Annotated in this window: 16 protein-coding genes, 1 tRNA gene and 1 pseudogene; 12 read left to right on the top strand and 6 right to left on the bottom strand. The window is 60.2% G+C overall.

What is annotated here, in order from left to right; translation table 11 throughout:
• The first annotated feature begins 3 nt into the window (after positions 1 to 3).
• Complete coding sequence (rplI, locus tag IE095_RS02610; protein ID WP_189410034.1) at positions 4 to 579, top strand: 50S ribosomal protein L9; 576 nt, start codon at positions 4 to 6, stop codon at positions 577 to 579.
• A 156-nt stretch (positions 580 to 735) separates the two neighbouring features.
• Positions 736 to 1,755, top strand: a complete 1,020-nt coding sequence (locus tag IE095_RS02615; protein ID WP_189410035.1) for a nucleotidyltransferase family protein — start codon at positions 736 to 738, stop codon at positions 1,753 to 1,755.
• A gap of 48 nt (positions 1,756 to 1,803) precedes the next feature.
• On the opposite strand, the gene tig is transcribed toward IE095_RS02615, so the two are convergent.
• A complete protein-coding gene (gene tig, locus IE095_RS02620) occupies positions 1,804 to 3,138 on the bottom strand; it encodes a trigger factor (protein ID WP_189410036.1) in 1,335 nt (444 codons plus the stop codon).
• A gap of 25 nt (positions 3,139 to 3,163) precedes the next feature.
• Positions 3,164 to 3,248: transfer RNA gene (locus tag IE095_RS02625), tRNA-Leu, on the bottom strand.
• Positions 3,249 to 3,425: 177 nt separating this feature from the next.
• Here IE095_RS02625 and IE095_RS02630 point away from each other — a divergent pair.
• A complete protein-coding gene (locus tag IE095_RS02630) occupies positions 3,426 to 3,932 on the top strand; it encodes a Hint domain-containing protein (RefSeq protein ID WP_189410037.1) in 507 nt (168 codons plus the stop codon).
• On the opposite strand, the pseudogene IE095_RS18705 reads toward IE095_RS02630, so the two are convergent.
• Positions 3,929 to 5,516, bottom strand: a pseudogene (locus IE095_RS18705) (NAD(P)H-hydrate dehydratase). The gene IE095_RS02630 and the pseudogene IE095_RS18705 sit on opposite strands and share 4 nt — an antisense overlap.
• A gap of 166 nt (positions 5,517 to 5,682) precedes the next feature.
• Here IE095_RS18705 and IE095_RS02640 point away from each other — a divergent pair.
• Both IE095_RS02640 and glnA read left to right on the top strand, forming a co-directional pair.
• Entirely contained in the window at positions 5,683 to 6,021 is a 339-nt protein-coding gene (locus tag IE095_RS02640; RefSeq protein ID WP_189410038.1) for a P-II family nitrogen regulator, read from the top strand.
• 60 nt (positions 6,022 to 6,081) lie between these two features.
• Positions 6,082 to 7,491 carry a type I glutamate--ammonia ligase gene (gene glnA, locus IE095_RS02645; RefSeq protein WP_189410039.1) on the top strand — a complete coding sequence of 470 codons (1,410 nt, stop codon included), beginning with the start codon at positions 6,082 to 6,084 and terminating at the stop codon, positions 7,489 to 7,491.
• 125 nt (positions 7,492 to 7,616) lie between these two features.
• Here glnA and IE095_RS02650 read toward each other — a convergent pair whose 3' ends face one another.
• Complete coding sequence (locus IE095_RS02650; protein WP_229804416.1) at positions 7,617 to 8,408, bottom strand: heme-dependent oxidative N-demethylase family protein; 792 nt, start codon at positions 8,406 to 8,408, stop codon at positions 7,617 to 7,619.
• A gap of 128 nt (positions 8,409 to 8,536) precedes the next feature.
• Between IE095_RS02650 and IE095_RS02655 the strand changes: the two genes are divergently transcribed.
• The gene (locus IE095_RS02655) at positions 8,537 to 9,142 is read left to right on the top strand and encodes a hypothetical protein (protein WP_189410040.1); all 606 of its coding nucleotides are present in this window, start codon (positions 8,537 to 8,539) and stop codon (positions 9,140 to 9,142) included.
• Positions 9,143 to 9,452: 310 nt separating this feature from the next.
• On the opposite strand, the gene IE095_RS02660 is transcribed toward IE095_RS02655, so the two are convergent.
• The gene (locus IE095_RS02660) at positions 9,453 to 10,313 is read right to left on the bottom strand and encodes an endonuclease/exonuclease/phosphatase family protein (RefSeq protein WP_229804420.1); all 861 of its coding nucleotides are present in this window, start codon (positions 10,311 to 10,313) and stop codon (positions 9,453 to 9,455) included.
• Positions 10,314 to 10,447: 134 nt separating this feature from the next.
• Here IE095_RS02660 and purB point away from each other — a divergent pair, with 134 nt between their 5' ends.
• Complete coding sequence (gene purB, locus IE095_RS02665; RefSeq protein ID WP_189410042.1) at positions 10,448 to 11,752, top strand: adenylosuccinate lyase; 1,305 nt, start codon at positions 10,448 to 10,450, stop codon at positions 11,750 to 11,752.
• A gap of 131 nt (positions 11,753 to 11,883) precedes the next feature.
• Here purB and IE095_RS02670 read toward each other — a convergent pair whose 3' ends face one another.
• Positions 11,884 to 12,129 (bottom strand): hypothetical protein, encoded by a 246-nt coding sequence (locus IE095_RS02670; protein WP_189410043.1) that lies wholly within the window; start codon positions 12,127 to 12,129, stop codon positions 11,884 to 11,886.
• A gap of 363 nt (positions 12,130 to 12,492) precedes the next feature.
• Between IE095_RS02670 and IE095_RS02675 the strand changes: the two genes are divergently transcribed.
• The 5 genes from IE095_RS02675 to IE095_RS02695 are packed head-to-tail and all read left to right on the top strand — an operon-like array spanning position 12,493 to position 16,095.
• The gene (locus tag IE095_RS02675; protein ID WP_229804422.1) at positions 12,493 to 13,038 is read left to right on the top strand and encodes a tetratricopeptide repeat protein; all 546 of its coding nucleotides are present in this window, start codon (positions 12,493 to 12,495) and stop codon (positions 13,036 to 13,038) included.
• A 15-nt stretch (positions 13,039 to 13,053) separates the two neighbouring features.
• Positions 13,054 to 13,200 (top strand): hypothetical protein, encoded by a 147-nt coding sequence (locus tag IE095_RS02680; RefSeq protein WP_189410044.1) that lies wholly within the window; start codon positions 13,054 to 13,056, stop codon positions 13,198 to 13,200.
• A gap of 55 nt (positions 13,201 to 13,255) precedes the next feature.
• The gene (locus IE095_RS02685; protein ID WP_189410045.1) at positions 13,256 to 14,308 is read left to right on the top strand and encodes a flagellar motor switch protein FliG; all 1,053 of its coding nucleotides are present in this window, start codon (positions 13,256 to 13,258) and stop codon (positions 14,306 to 14,308) included.
• 57 nt (positions 14,309 to 14,365) lie between these two features.
• Positions 14,366 to 15,241: a DMT family transporter gene (locus IE095_RS02690; RefSeq protein WP_229804425.1), complete on the top strand. Its 876-nt coding sequence runs from the start codon at positions 14,366 to 14,368 to the stop codon at positions 15,239 to 15,241.
• Positions 15,238 to 16,095, top strand: a complete 858-nt coding sequence (locus IE095_RS02695; RefSeq protein ID WP_189410046.1) for a lysophospholipid acyltransferase family protein — start codon at positions 15,238 to 15,240, stop codon at positions 16,093 to 16,095. Before IE095_RS02690 ends, IE095_RS02695 begins: the two co-directional genes overlap by 4 nt.
• Position 16,096: the final 1 nt, after the last annotated feature.

A 16,096-nucleotide genomic window follows, 5' to 3' on the forward strand; every position in this document is an offset into this window, starting at 1 on the left:
CCAATGCAAGTGATTCTTCTTCAGCGCGTGGCCAAACTGGGTCAGATGGGCGATGTCGTCAAAGTGAAGGACGGCTATGGCCGGAACTTCCTTTTGCCGCAAGGCAAGGCGCTGCGCGCCAACGAGGCGAACATCAAATCGTTCGAGGCCCGCAAAGCCCAGCTTGAGGCGCAAAACCTTGAGACCAAAAAAGAGGCCGATGCCGTTGCAGCCAAGCTGGACGGCACGACCTATGTCATCATCCGTTCCGCTTCGGATTCGGGCGCGCTTTATGGTTCGGTGACGGGCCGTGACGCAGCCGAGGCCGCGGATGCCGCCGGCTTTACCTTTGATCGCGGCCAGGTCGTTCTGGACCGTCCGATCAAAGAACTGGGCCTGCACACCGTGACCGTGGTGCTGCACCCGGAAGTCTCGGCCAAGATCGTGCTGAACGTCGCCCGTTCGAACGAAGAAGCCGAACTGCAAGCGTCGGGCAAATCGATCCAAGAACTGGCCGCCGAAGCAGAAGCTGCGGCCGAGTTCGAGATCGCCGAACTGTTCGACGAAATGGGCGCAGCCCAGGACGGCGAAGACCTTTAAGCCTTTTCAAAGGCTTGACAAGAAACCGTGCTGGGCAACCGGCGCGGTTTTTTGTTGTGCAATCTTGGGCTACAAATTTATTTATTGTGGTCCAAGATTTGTGTACTACAAAATTAATTTCTGTAGTACATACTTGAGCCAAACACAGGCAGCCTCATGATCCCCATCAAACTCAGCACCACGGCACAAAACGCCTACCATGATCTGGTCCGCAGCCTGTATCGGACAGAGTTTGCAGGAACCGGGGGGCCAGCCTTTCTGGAAACACGTGGGACGCGCCGTTATTGGTATGAACGGCAACGTGTCGGAAGCAGCGTCAAAAAGCGCTATCTGGGCGAAGACAATGCCGAAACCGCCGCCTTTCTGGCCGAACGCGATAGCCTGCGCCAAAACGCCGAAGAAGCGCGCAGCCACCAGTCGCGGCTTGTGCGGCTGTTGCGCGCCGAAGGCATGACGCCGACAGACACTGTCAGCGGCCCCATTCTGTTCGCCATGGCCAAACTGGGGGTCTTCCGCTTGGGCGGCACCATTGTCGGAACCCAAGCCTTTCGCCTGTACGAGGGCGAATTGGGCCTGCAATTTGCCTTTGATCAGACCACCCAGACGGGCGACATCGACATCGCACAATTTGAAACCCTGTCTTTGGCCTTGGGCGACCAGGTCGAGGAATCCCTTGCCAAGACTTTTCAGGATTTGGAGTTCGCGCCCGTCCCTTCCCTGAAAAAGTCCGCCACTTGGCGCTGGCGGCAGACGAAATCCGACACGCTGGTCGAATTCCTCACCCCCTCTTTCCGCCCGGAAGAAGACATCCGCCCCCTGCCCGCCTTGGGCGTCTCGGCCCAGTCGCTGCATTTCCTGAACTACCTGATCGCTGAACCGATCAAGGCGGCCGCCCTTTATCGTTCAGGCGTTCTGGTGCAAATACCGCGCCCCGAACGCTATGCTATCCACAAGTTGATCGTCGCAAGCCGCCGCCAAGGCGGGCCAGATGCCATAAAATCCCGCAAGGATCGTCTACAGGCTGATTTTCTTATCCGCGCCTTGGCAATAGATCGACCTGAAGATCTTAGGGATGCGTATCAAGACGCTCTCTCTCGTGGCACGAAATGGCAGGAACATATTCATGCCAGCCTGAACCTGCTGGCAGGTGCGAAAAAGACCTTAGACAACCTATAAAAAAGCCGCCCCAAAGGGCGGCTTTTCCAAAACACGTCTCAACGAACCTTACAGCTCGTCAAGCTTTTCGACGGCCGCTTGCAGGTCTTCCTTGCTCACGTCCTTCTCCGTCACCTTGGCCCCAGCCACGATGAAATCGACAACCTTGTCTTCAAAGATCGGCGCCCGCAGCTGTTGCTGCATCTGTGCGTTCTTCTGGATGAATTCAAAGAACGCCCGCTCTTGGCCCGGATACTGCCGCGCCGCTTGCAGAACGGCTTGCGTCATTTCCTGATCCGTCACCTGCACGTCAGCCTTCCGACCGATTTCGGCCAGCAGCAGGCCCAGACGCACCCGGCGCTCGGCCAGTTTCTTGTGCTCTTCCGTCGGCTCCATATGGCCATGGTTGTGGTCATGCACATCCGGGTTTTCTTCGTGCCACAGTTGGTGCGCGATCTGCCCCGCTTCGGCATCCACCAAAGCCTGCGGCAGGTCGAACGACACCATCCCATCCAACTGATCCAGCAGCGCCCGCTTCATCACGGCCCGCGATGCGCCCTTGTATTCGCTCTCAAGGCTGGTCGCCACTTGTGCTTTCAGCGCGGCCAGATCTTCGGCCCCGAATTTCTTCGCCAGCTCGTCGTCAATTTCCGCCGCTTTCGGCTCTTTCACGGCTTTCACCGTACAAGCGAAAACCGCCGCTTTGCCGGCCAGATGCTTGGCACCATAGTTTTCCGGGAAGGTCACGTTCACCGTCACCTCATCCCCAGCCTTGGCCCCCACCAACTGCGCCTCGAATCCCGGGATAAAGCTGTTCGACCCCAGAACCAGCGGATAATCCTCGGCCGAACCGCCGGGGAACTCTTCGCCGTCCACACTGCCTTTAAAGTCGATCACGATCTGATCGCCGTCTTTCGCCTTCGAACCTTTTTTCCGGTCTTCGAACGACTGGCTTGAGGCCGCCAGATTTTTCACCGCTTCTTCAATCGCCGCATCGTCCGCTTTCACGATCAGCTTTTCCAGCGTGATTTTCGACGCATCCACTTCCGGGATCGGCGGCAGCACGTCATAGCTGATGTCCACAACGACATCCTGACCTTCTTTCCAGGACTCGCCGTTCTGCATCTTCACTTCCGGCTGAAGCGCCGGACGGTCGCCCGTTGCGTCGAAATGCGCCTTCATCTTGGCGTCGATCGCGTCCTGCATTGCCTCGCCCAGCATCCGCTGACCGAATTGCTTGCGCAGCATTGCCAAAGGCACTTTGCCCTTGCGGAAACCTTTGATTTCCACATCGGGCTGCGCTTCCAGCAGCTTGTCCGTAACCGTTTTGTCAAGCTCGGCCGCCGACACGGTGATCGTATAGCCGCGTTTCAGGCCTTCGTTCAGGGTCTGGGTGACCGTCATGCTTTATCCGTCCTTCACATCTCTCTGGTGCGGGTGGAGGGACTTGAACCCCCACGCCTCGCGGCGCCAGAACCTAAATCTGGTGCGTCTGCCAATTTCGCCACACCCGCATTTCTTGCAAAAAAGAACCGTCCGCCCCGCTGCCGGGCCGGAACCGCCGCCTTTTGCAAATTCGCTGCCTTCTAGCAAAGCGGATGGGCGGATGCGAGAGGAAAATTTGACCGCAACTTTGGCCCGCTGTCGCAACAAAGGCGCTGAAATTTCCCTTGCGAAAATTGCCCGTCAGGGTGATCTATAAAGCAAGCGTCTTGGGGGAAGACATGGAAGAACGGTCGCGCCAGCGGCAAGAAAACGGCGGGTCAGGCACACAGGGTGCCCGGGCTGTCTTGGCGGGTGAACTGGTGCTGGACACGCCGGTTCTGACGCTGCAAGGCCCTGTCAAGGTTCAGGATTTGCGTTTGGGTGACCGGGTCGTTACGCGCAACGGCGCGCGGCAGATCATGGCCATCGCGGCGCGGACCGTGGCCTTGGCCAGTGTCGTGCGGCTGGGCGAAAGCACCCTTGGGGTTGATTTGCCATCGCAAGATCTGCTGCTGTCGCCCGAACAGCCGGTTCTTGTGCGTGATTGGCGGGCGCGGGCGCTTGCGGGGGCCGGTCAGGCGCTCGTTCCGGCGGGGCGATTGGCGGATGATGCTTTCATCCGCCCCGAATCTGCCGTCAGCCTTCAGGTCTTTCGCCTGACCTTTGACGCGCCGACCGTGTTTTTCGCGGCGAACCTAGAGTTGGCAGGCTAAAGCCCCAGCTTGCGAAAGACCTTGGGCAGTTCTTCGGGCAGATCCTCGGCAATCAGGCCGGGGCCAAAGGACAGGGCACATTCGACATGCAGCCAAGCCGCGGTTTGTGCGGCGCTGAAAGGGTCAAGGCCCCGCGCCAACAGGCCCGTGATAAAGCCCGCCAGCACATCGCCCGACCCGGCAGTCGCCAGCCAAGGGGCAGCCCGTTCATACACCGCCGCGCTGATGGCACAGCGGCCTTCGGGGTTGGCGATGACTGTGTCGGGGCCTTTGAACAGCACAACACATCCGGCCCGCTTCGCGGCCTCACGCGTGGCATCGACCTTGGAATAAGCGGGGCCTATGGTGGCGGGGGCGTTCAGTTTCTCGGCGATGTCGGGGAACAGGCGGGCAAACTCGCCAGCATGGGGCGTCAGGACGCAATCCTTGTGGAGCGCGGCGAACAGCGCCGGATCAGCGGCAACAAGGGTCAGGGCGTCAGCGTCCAGAACCGTCGATCTGGGCTCGCCCCGACTCTGATCCAACGCCGCCCCCACCAACGCCTTGCCCCGCGCATCCAGCCCCAAGCCCGGCCCCAGACACAGCGCATTGATCCGCTTGTCCTGCAAAGCCCCCGCCAAATCCGCCCCATCCCCCACCGCGCGCAACATAATGGCATCCAAACGCGCCGCATGTTCCGCCATGGCCTCCCCCGAGGCCCCCACCGAAACCACCCCCGCCCCAACCCGCAAAGCCCCCCGCGCCGCAAGCCGCGCGGCCCCGCCGTGATGTGGAGGGCCAGAGAGGATGAGGGCGTGGCCGTGGTTGTATTTGTGGCCCTCCGCCTTTCCCAAGACTTCAAGCTGTATGACCGCAGGACCAAGAAATTGAGGTTCAGTCATTGGCCAACCCAATATCCACAACAACGATCTTGCCGCAATGACGTGCACAGTTGAGTACTCTGTGTGCCCGCTTCATGCGGTGAAATGTGACTGTCATGTCGAAAAAGGCGATCCTTTGTGGGTCAATGTAGGACACAGTTTTTGCAAGATCCTCTGGCGGATGGTCTACAACTTCACCGGTGTCGCTGTTGAACCCGGAAGGGATGTCGATGGCAATCGCTTTGGCCACGTCCTTGTGCCAATGAATCCGGTCAAAGGCCTCGCGCCAATAGGCGTCTATTGGTCGCGATAGCCCAATGCCGAAAAGTGCATCGATTATCAGCTCCCGTCCTTCAAACCCACCACTAGATGCAGCAATAAGTGCCAAATAGTCGAGAACCTCGCCACCAACTTCGCGCCACCGCTCATAATTCACCCGTGCGTCCGCTGGCAGCCGCGCCGCCTCCCCATACAGGAACACCTCCACCGCCCAGCCCCGTTCCCGCAGCAGCCGCGCCACCACGAAACCGTCGCCCCCGTTGTTCCCCGGCCCGCACAGCACCACCGCCCGCCGTTCCCCTGTGGCAAGTTCCGGCCATTCCTCCAGAATCGCGGAAACCACCCCGGCCCCGGCCCGCTCCATCAACTCCAGCCCCGTCACCGTGCCGCTGGCGATCGCCGCCGCCTCGATCGCCCGCATCTGCGCTGCCGTCAAAAGCTCCATTCCGCCCCCAAAGTTTTCAAACCGCCCAGACAATCATCACATCGCACAATATTTCATCACATGCCCAGATTTCCACCGCAACCGCCCAGCCCCTGATCCGCCCCCGATTGTCGCCCCCAGCCGAACATGATCAGACGACTAACACATGTTGCGGGGGAGTCGGCCCATGAAGAAGATCGAGGCGATCATCAAGCCGTTCAAGCTGGATGAGGTCAAGGAAGCGCTGCAAGAGGCGGGCGTGCAAGGCCTGTCGGTGACCGAGGTCAAAGGCTTTGGCCGTCAAAAGGGCCATACGGAACTGTATCGCGGTGCCGAATATGTCGTCGATTTCCTGCCCAAAGTGAAGATCGAGGTTGTCCTGTCGGATGACATGGTGGAAACCGCCGTCGATGCAATCATCGCGGCCGCCCGCACCGATAAGATCGGCGATGGCAAGATCTTTGTCAGCCCCGTGGAACAGGTGATCCGCATCCGCACCGGCGAAACCGGCGACGACGCGATCTGATGAATTCGGGCAGGGCCAAGGCCCGCCCGTCGTGACGAATCCAAGGTAGAGGAAACCCTGATGAGCAAGGTCAAAGCAGCTCTGAAGTTGATGAAGGACGAGGAAGTCGAATACGTCGACATTCGCTTCACCGATCCGAAAGGCAAGCTTCAGCACGTCACCCTGGTCGCCGATCTGGTCGACGAGGACTTTTTCGAAGAAGGCTTCATGTTCGATGGCTCGTCCATCGCGGGCTGGAAATCGATCGATCAGTCCGACATGAAGCTGATCCCGGATGCCGGTTCGGTCTATATCGACCCCTTCTATGCCGAGAAAACCCTCTGCGTGCATTGTGATGTGGTCGAACCCGACACGGGCGAGGCCTATTCTCGCTGCCCACGCCAGACGGCGATCAAGGCCGAGGCCTACCTGAAAGCCAGCGGCATCGGCGATGCCGCCTATTTCGGGCCGGAAGCCGAATTCTTCCTGTTCGACGACGTGCGCTATTCGGTCACGCCGCGCAAAGTGGCCTATGAGATCGACGCCGAAGCGGCAGCTTGGAACACCGACACGGTGCGCGAAGGCGGCAACTATGGCCATATCGCGGGCCACAAGGGCGGCTACTTCCCGGTGAACCCGGTGGACGAGGCGCAGGACATCCGCGGCGAAATGCTGTCGACGATGAAACGCATGGGCATCCGCGTTGACAAGCATCACCACGAAGTGGCGACCTGCCAGCACGAGCTGGGGATGATCTTCGGTGGTCTGGTCGAACAGGCCGACAACATCCAGAAATACAAATACGTGATCCACAACGTGGCCCACGCCTATGGCAAGACCGTGACCTTCATGCCGAAGCCCATGAAGGGCGACAACGGCTCGGGGATGCATGTGAACATGTCGATCTGGAAAGACGGCAAGCCCTTGTTCGCAGGCGACAAATACGCCGATCTTTCGCAGGAAGCCCTGTATTTCATCGGCGGGATCCTGAAACACGCGAAAGCGCTGAACGCGATCACCAACCCTTCGACCAACAGCTACAAGCGTCTGATCCCCGGCTTTGAAGCCCCGGTTCTGCGCGCCTATTCGGCCCGCAACCGGTCGGGCTGCGTCCGGATTCCGTGGACCGAATCGCCGAAAGCGAAACGCGTCGAAGCCCGCTTCCCCGATCCGTCGGCAAACCCCTATCTGGCCTTTGCCGCGCTGATGATGGCCGGTCTCGACGGGATCAAAAACAAGATCGATCCGGGCCCGGCTTCGGACAAAGACCTGTATGACCTGCCGCCGGAAGAACTGGCCGCCATCCCGACCGTCTGCGGCTCGCTGCGCGAAGCGCTGCTGGAGTTGGAAAAGGACATGGACTTCCTGCTTGTCGGCGACGTGTTCACCCGCGACCAGCTGGAAGGCTATATGGCGCTGAAGTGGGAAGAAGTGTACGCCTACGAGCATACGCCCCACCCGGTGGAATACCAGATGTACTATTCCTGCTAAGTCGCGGGTATTGAACGGAAAGGGCGGCCTTCGGGCCGCCCTTTTGCTTTGCAATCCGCACCGCCACCACGCATCGCGCCCCCCCTCCCCCTTGTGGGGAGGGGATGGGGGTGGGGGCTTTCGCGCTACCTCTGCCCGGCCCGCGTCAGGCTTTCCCGCGCATCCTCGGGCAGCCCCGCCACATCCCAGACATAGGTATGGATCGAAAACACCATCACCCCGGTCTCGGGCAACCGCAAAATCGTCTGCCTTTCACTGCGCAAATACCCCGTCCCCGGCGCAGGTCTTGCGCGCGGCGCAGCCCCCGGTTCCAAAGGCGCCTGCCACAGACGCGCATTGTCATAGGTCAGCCAATTCGCCCGCCAGACCGGCATTTCCGGGCGGATCAGATCAAACATCCGCTGCACCCTTTTGCCCAAGTCGGGCGTGTATTCATGCACCGGCGCATGAATGGCCATCATCGGCTGCATGAATTTGTCTACCAGCCGCCAAAACGCCGGGAACAGCAGTACCGCGCCCACCAGGACATGCTCATCCCCCCGCTTGTCCAGCAAACAAAGGTCTTCCTGCACTAAAAGCGCCAGCGTCCCCATCGGATCATCCCGATCCAAGGACACCGTCACCCCATCGGGCCGCAGCACCTTGTCCGGCCCGACGCGATAGCCCGCATCCTGCCCAATCTCGGCCAGAACCAGATCCAGCAATTCCACCGCCGCAGGCCGCGCCGCCTCATCCAGCATCACCCCCGCCGCGCGGCGCTCGGCCAGATACACCGCTCGCGCCGCCATCTGCCCCGCAAAGGCCTCATCCCGCACCAACCACGGCCCCTTCAGGGGCTGAGTCCCCGGCAAACGCGACAAAACGGGATCATCCCAAGCCCGAAAGGGCAGCTCACTCTGCAAGATCATCGGTTCCATGCCACAGGTCTAAGACTGCCTTTCCGTCCTGCCAAGTCCTGAACGACCGCCCCATAAGGGTAGGGTTTCCATCACTTGCCCAAGCCCCGCGCTTGACTTCACTCTGCGAACAGTCAGGCGAGTGCTTCATGACAAAGATACAACCGATGCCACATCCAAGGCAAAACCCGCGCGCCGCGATTGGGATGATCGGGTTAAGCCTTGGCATCTTGGGCTTGTTGGTTGGTCTCCTATGGGGGTTACCCAGCCAGGACGAAGCCCACATCTACAGATATGGAGATCGACTCTATCCTTCTCTCGTATTCCTCCCAATCTTCGCTTTTATCTCGGGCTTCGGTCTTGCCATTCCGCTGGCTTGCTTTTGGGTCAATCGCCGCAATCTTCGCGCCGTCCTTCGTTTTACTTGGGGGCGCGGCCTTTCTGCGCTCATCATGGCCGCGCTGATGCCCGCAGGGTTCGTTGGGATCATTCCGGTCTGGCTTTGGATAGTGCTGGGCTTCAACGGGCTTCAACTCAAACATCCAGATGATTTGTCTAACTTCTTTCTATCGTCGCCTTCATCCGTCCAAAGCTTCATCTACGCCCTAGCCGCCCTTGGACTGATCACAGTCGCTACATTTTCCATGATTTATGGCCTGCGCAAACGATGGCGTATTCCAGCCCTCATCTTCCTTTGGCTGGGCATTTCAGCAACGTTGGTTCTGAGCGGTTTCTGGTTTGCCTTTGTGCTTTGATGTCGCGAACAAGAAATTCGCAAGTCATTGATGAACAATGCTTAAATTTTTAGGCCGGTGCGCTGCGCTTGCCCGTACCCGTCCTAAAGTCTAACGGCCACTAACCCTTTGCTTCGGCCCGGGCCTACACTGATTCCCCGCGCCCGGCCATCTGCCCGCAAACGCTTCATCCCGCAGCAGCCAAGGCCCGCTTAGGGGCTGCGTCCCCGGCATGCGGGACAAAACGGGATCATCTCAGGCCCGAAACGGCAGTTCTGTCTGTAATATCATCGGTTCCATGCCCCAACCCAAACCACGCTGCCTGGCCCCGTCAAAGCGGCAGATCGGCCAGCAGTCCCAGATGATCCGACCCAAGGGCGGGTCTCGCTGTGACAAAGCCCCCCTTTGGCCCCAGCACATGATCAATCCCAATGGGCACCCAGCCCCCGAAAAGCGGATAGGTCATCCGCACTGGCCCCGCCTGCTCCACCCCAACAGCATCGCGCACCATGGACAATGCGGACGACCATCGCACCATATTGAAATCTCCTGCCATGATCACCGGCCCTTCCAGCCCTTCCAGAACAGGCAACAATTCATGGACATGCGCGGCCTGCCCATAGGGCCAGGGCCAATGAAGATGGATCGACACCAACCAGACCGGTCCTTTGCCCGGAACATCGACCTGCATCGCGGCCATCCCTTTTGCACAAATCCTTTGATTGGGCACGGGCTCAAACGCGGACAGCACGGCGACGCCGCCCACGGCGGCAAAAGGGCAGAAGTGCTGATGGGGCAGCACATCTTTCAGATCGGACAGCAAAATCAGGTTCGGTTCAGAAACCTCTTGCAGGGTCACCACATGCGCGCCCGAGGCCCGGATATCCGCCACCAACCCCGCCAAATCATCGTTCCGAAACAACATGTTCTTTTGATACAGCCGTAGATCGCCCCCTTGATGGGGCACATTCGCCATCTGCCAAACCAAGGGGCCGCCGAAACCCAAGGCCGCCAGCAAAGCCATCAAAGCGCCCTTTCGATCCCCGATCAGCATGACCACCCCAAGGATCGCCAGCGCACCGGCCAAATACAGCCGGAACACCGCCAAAGAATCCCCGATAGGATGCCACGTGCCCAACAAGCCACCGACCAATCCCAGCAAGGTCAAAATTGCAAAAAATCGAATGATCATTCCGTCCTCCATCAATCTGGCCCGTCTACCCCCGCATTCTCGTAGTCTTTCCCCAGAAATCCCCCAGCTTTGCTTGCACCCAGCCCCCCATCCCACTATGCCCGCCTCAACCCAATCCAGCACAGGTCACGCGCATGATCCCCCGCTATTCCCGCCCCGAGATGGTCGCCCTCTGGTCGCCCGAAACCAAATTCCGCATCTGGTTTGAGATTGAGGCCCATGCCTGCGACGCCCAAGCCGCCCTTGGCGTCATCCCCAAGGCCAATGCCGAGGCGGTTTGGAAAGCGAAAGACGTGGAATTCAACGTCGCCCGCATTGACGAGATCGAAGCCGTCACCAAACATGACGTCATCGCCTTCCTCACCCATCTGGCCGAAATCATCGGCTCGGACGATGCCCGCTTTGTGCATCAGGGCATGACCTCCTCCGACGTTTTGGACACCACGCTGAACATCCAGCTTGTCCGCGCCGCCGATCTGTTGCTCGCGGGGATGGACCGCGTTCTGGCCGCGCTGAAAACCCGGGCGATGGAACACAAAGACACCGTTCGCATCGGCCGCAGCCATGGCATCCATGCCGAACCCACCACCATGGGCCTGACCTTTGCCCGCTTTTACGCCGAAATGGCGCGGGGCCGGCAGCGTCTGGTCAATGCCCGCGCCGAAATCGCCACCGGCGCCATTTCCGGCGCGGTCGGCACCTTCGCCAACATCGACCCGGCGGTCGAGGAACATGTCTGCAAGATGCTGGGCCTGACGCCCGAACCGATCAGCACGCAAGTCATTCCCCGCGACCGCCATGCCATGTTCTTTGCGACTCTGGGCGTCATCGCCTCCTCCATCGAAAACATCGCCATCGAAATCCGCCACATGCAGCGGACTGAGGTGCTGGAGGCGGAGGAATTCTTCAGCCCCGGCCAAAAGGGTTCATCGGCCATGCCGCACAAGCGCAACCCGGTGCTGACCGAAAACCTGACCGGGCTGGCACGATTGGTGCGTATGTCCGTGATCCCGGCCATGGAAAACGTGGCGCTTTGGCATGAACGCGACATCAGCCATTCCTCGGTCGAACGCGCCATCGGCCCCGATACAACGATCACGCTGGATTTCGCTTTGCACCGCCTTGCGGGCGTTGTCGAAAAGCTGGTGATCTATCCCGACAACATGTTGGCCAACATGAACAAGTTCCGCGGTCTGGTGATGAGCCAGCGCGTCCTGCTGGCCCTGACCCAAGCCGGCGTGTCGCGCGAGGACAGCTATCGTCTGGTGCAGCGCAACGCGATGAAGGTCTGGGAACAGGGCGCCGATTTCAAGACCGAGCTTCTGGCCGATGCCGAGGTCACCGCGGCACTTTCCCCGGCGGAAATTGAAGAGAAATTCGATCTGGCCTATCACACCAAACATGTCGACACGATTTTCCGCCGCGTTTTCGGGGCCTGATCAAAAAATCGTGCAAAAATGCACAAAAAGGCCCCGCCTTTCGGCGTGGGCCTTTATTTTTACCAATCCAATCCGAGACTTGCGGGCGGCTGGGGAGAAACAGCCGCCCGTATTTTCTCAGTCATCCGCGATTATTGGGCGCGCAGGATGGTTTGGACTTTGCCAGCCGGGTTGCTGCCAGCTTTCAGTTCTTCCGAGCTGTCGAACAGGTTTTCCAGCTTCAGGACTTGGCTTGCCGACAGGCCCGACAGGTCAGCCGACGGCACCAATTGCAGAACTTGCAGACGGGTCGAGTTCGACAGATCAGCGTAACCTTGGGCCGAAGCAGCACCAACGCCAGCAGCGGCAACCAGAGCGGCGAGAACGATATGTTTCATGATCTTTCCTTTACTTTCTTGTGTTTGAACCACTGTGTTTCGGTTCGTGAAAGACAGATAGGCGCTGAACTGGAAAGTTTGAAATCACGATGAACACACGTTCACTCGCGCTTTCGTGATGAAAAGTGAGCCTTGAATTTGCCTTGTTTACACCACTGTCACAGAAAGCCTTGCCGCATTGAAAAACTGAACCCAAAAGTTCACTTTCTGCACTCGCAAAGTGGTGAGGCTGATCACGGCGCCACTCCAAAGAAACCTGCGCACCACTCAATGTTTATTTTTGCACAGACGGAATCTTGACCATTCTCGGGAATATTCCCTGCCCTTGCCGCGTCAGACCTGTGTTATTGTCACTTTAACCAGATGAGGGATACCATGCGCCTTTCTGCCATTCTTCTGCTGACCGCCCTGCCCTTTGCTGCCAATGCCGCAGGCAGCGATGATTCCAACCCACCGACCCCGACCGAGACGACCACGGAATGCAAAGAGGGTTTGGTCTGGGATGAAAAGACCAAGGCCTGTGTCGCGCCCGAAGACGCGCGGCTGGACAATGACACCCGGTTCAAGGCCGTGCGTGAACTGGCCTATGCCGGTCAGCCCGAGGCCGCCCTGCGCGTTCTCGCCGCTATGACCGAGGGTGAGACGGACCGCGTGCTCACCTACAAAGGCTTTGCCCATCGCAAGGCGGGCCGGATCGAGGAAGGCATGGCCTATTACAATGCCGCCCTGACGCAGAACCCCGACAACCTTCTGGCCCGCAGCTATATGGGTCAAGGTCTGGTCGAAATGGGCGAGATGGATCTGGCCCGCCTGCAACGCGACGAAATCCGCGCGCGCGGGGGCGAGGCGACTTGGGCCTTTGCATCGCTGGATCGCGCCCTGCGCAGCGGTCAGACTTGGAGTTACTAACCCAAGGAGAAAGACATGACGACACGTCTCGTTCTGATCTCTCTTTTTCTGGCCCTGCCCGCGCAGGGCCAAGAACGCGACTGCAACAAGGCGCAGATGACCTGTGCCGAGGGCACGACCTATGATCAGGTGACCAAGACCTGCATCAAGGTCACCAGCTAAGACCGCGTTAACCCCGGCCTGCCATCGTTCCCCTATCGCAAGAATCGGGGTCAGAATGGCGCAGGCATTGGCACAGATCACACCCGCCACACGGGCCGTCCGCGTGGCCGGACCTTCGCCGCGCGAAAAGGCGGCGATTATCGTGCGTGTCTTGCTGGCGCAGGGGGCCGCCCTGCCCCTGTCGGGCCTGCCCGAACATCTGCAAGCGGCCTTGGCCGAACAGATCGGCCATATGCGGCTGGTGGATCGAGCAACACTCGACACGGTCGTCGATGAATTCATGGCCGAACTCGATGCCGTGGGCATCGCCTTTCCCGGCGGCATCGAAGGGGCCTTGGCCATGATGGATGGCCATATCAGCGCCACCGCCGCCAGCCGCCTGCGCCGTCTGGCTGGTGCATCGCTGAAAGCCGACCCTTGGGATCATCTGACCAACCTGCCACCGGAAAGGCTGATTGAGGTGCTGGAACAGGAAAGCGTCGAGGTGGGGGCCGTGATGCTGTCAAAACTGCCGGTGGGCAAGGCCGCCGATCTGCTGGGCCGCCTGCCCGGCGAAAAGGCGCGGCGCGTGGCCTATGCCGTGTCGCAAACCGGCAATGTTGACCCCGAAACGGTGCGCAAGATTGGCATCGCGCTGCATCAGCAAATGGAACACCAACCGCCCAAGGCGTTTGACTCCGGGCCGGTGGAACGTGTCGGCGCGATCCTGAACATCTCGCCGCCCGAAACACGCGAACAGGTGCTGCGTGGTCTGGATGAAACCGACCGCGATTTCGCCGAAAAGGTGCGGCGCGCGATCTTTACCTTTGTGCATATCCCCGCCCGCCTGTCGCGCAGCGACGTGCCCAAGGTGCTGCGCGGCCTGTCCCAGCCCCAACTTGTGACCGCCTTGGTGGCCGCCAGTGCCAACCCCGACTTGGCCGCCGCCGCCGAATATCTGCTGGGCAACATGTCACAACGCATGGCCCAAACCCTGCGTGAGGAAATGGTGGCCCGCGGCCGGGTCAAGACAAGGGAAGGGGATGAGGCGATGTCAGCCATCATCTCGGCCATCCGCGATCTGGAACTGGCGGGGGAATTGGTGCTGATCGTCGAAGACGACGAATAGGCCTTTCGCGCAGGCGGCAGATCAGGCAGACCGGGGGCCTGACCCAAGGATATCCCCGTGGCCCCGAAAACCGACATGTCGCGCGGCATCGCTTTGATGCTGCTCTCCATCCTCATCTTCACCGCGATGGATGCCGTCGCCAAGGGATTGGTGGCCCGCTATCCGACCAATCAGGTGGTCTTTGCCCGCTTTGCCGGGCAATTCGTGCTGGTCATGATCCTGCTGAACGCCCGCGCCCCGCAGTATTTCCGCACCAAACATCCGGCCTTGCATGTCTGGCGTTCCGCCTTTCAACTGGGTTCCGCCGCCTTTTTCTTTGCCAGCCTGAACTACATCGGTCTGGCCGAGGCCACGGCCCTGACCGACATCAACCCTGTCCTGATCACCTTGGGCGCGGCACTGTTTCTGGGTGAAAAGCTGGGCCCACGCCGTATTGCCGCTGTCGTCTGCGCCATGGTGGGCGCGTTGATCGTCATCCGCCCCGGCGCGGGCATCTTTACCCCTGCCGCGCTGCTGCCCATCGGCTGCGCCCTGTCCTTTGCCGCCAATGCCCTGATCACCCGCTATGTTGGTGCGCGCGAACCCGTCTGGACGCCGCTGCTGCTGGCCGCCCTGTTCGGCACCGTGGTCACGGGTCTGACGCTGCCGTGGTCCTTTGTCGCCCCGGCCTGGTCCGACATGCCGCTTTTTCTGGGCATGGCCGTCCTGGGCACATTGGGTCAGCTTTGCCTGATCCGCGCCTTTTCTTTGGCCGAGGCCTCGGTCATCGCCCCTTTCGCCTATTCCGGCATTGTCTTTGCCACGCTGTGGGGGGTTCTCTTCTACAATGAATACCCCGACCGCTATACCATCCTCGGTGCGCTTGTGATCGTGTCTTCCGGCCTTTATGTCTGGCATCGTGAAACACAGGCGGCCCGCCGAAAGACTGTATGACCTTTCGCCTTGACCATTGGTTGCAGGATCGCCTGCTGCGCGGCCTGATTTGGGGCCTCTTGCGCCTGCCCTATAAGGCGCGGCTGGCCGTCAGCGGCTGGGTCTCGGCGCGCCTCATCGGCCCCATCGCTGGCTACAACGCCCGTTCCCGCGACAATCTGGCGCGGGTCTGGCCCGACATGCCCACGGCGGAACGCAACCGCCTGGCCCGCGCCGTGTCCGACAATGTCGGCCGCAGCTTTATCGAGCTTTACTCAAAGACCGAATTCCTCGAAGCCGCCCGCGCCCTGCCCCCCCAAGGCGCAGGGCTGGCCGCACTGGCCGAGGCCGCCAAACAAAACCGCCCCGTCCTCTTGATCACCGGCCATTTCGGCAATTACGAGGCCAGCCGCGAGGCCTTGACCGCCCTCGGCTATCAGATCGGTGGCCTCTACCGCCCGATGAAGAACCAGCATTTCAACGGCCATTACGTCGCGGCCATGGGCCGCTTTGGCACCCCCCTCTTCCCCCGTGGGCGCGAAGGGCTGGCCGACATGATCCGCTTTCTGAAATCCGGCGGAATGCTGGGCATGGTCATTGACCAGCACATGAACAGCGGCGAGATCCTTGATTTTCTGGGTCTGCCCGCCCGCACCGCCCTTTCCGCCGCCGAACTCGCGCTGAAATACAATGCCCTTCTGATCCCCGCCTATGCCATCCGTCAGCCCGACGGCGTGACCTTTCAGACCCTCGTCGAAGCCCCCATTCCCCACACCGACGCGCGGCAGATGACACAAGCGCTGAACGACAGCCTTGCCGCACAGGTCCGCGCCCATCCTGAACAATGGTTCTGGATTCACCGCCGCTGGAAATAGC

Source organism: Neogemmobacter tilapiae (genome assembly GCF_014652215.1).
In the GTDB taxonomy this organism is placed as follows: Bacteria; Pseudomonadota; Alphaproteobacteria; order Rhodobacterales; family Rhodobacteraceae; genus Neogemmobacter; species Neogemmobacter tilapiae.